Annotated in this window: 1 pseudogene; it reads right to left on the bottom strand. The window is 60.6% G+C overall.

Going from position 1 to position 236, the window contains the following annotated elements:
• Positions 1–236: pseudogene (locus KVT34_RS31135) on the bottom strand (50S ribosomal protein L9); the annotation flags it as partial.

Genomic DNA, 236 nt, shown 5'->3' on the forward strand with positions numbered 1-236 from the left:
GTCGCCCCGAACAAACGGCCGCCTTCGCCGGCTTTCGTTTTGATGGTCCCCGTCGTTTCGTTCATCTTGCCTGCCAGAACCTCCGCGTCTTCTTTCTCCTGATCCTTTCGCTTCTGTTCGGCTTTCTTCTGCTGGTCAACCTGCTTAACCGCCCCGTCCGATCCTGCCGCGGCCAGGCCGCGGGGGTTCAGGAAATTCGTCGCGGAGCCCCCGGACACCCCTTTAAATTTCCCCTC

It is taken from the genome of Paenibacillus sp. GbtcB18, assembly GCF_019091125.1.
Lineage (GTDB): Bacteria > Bacillota > Bacilli > Paenibacillales > NBRC-103111 > Paenibacillus_F > Paenibacillus_F chitinolyticus.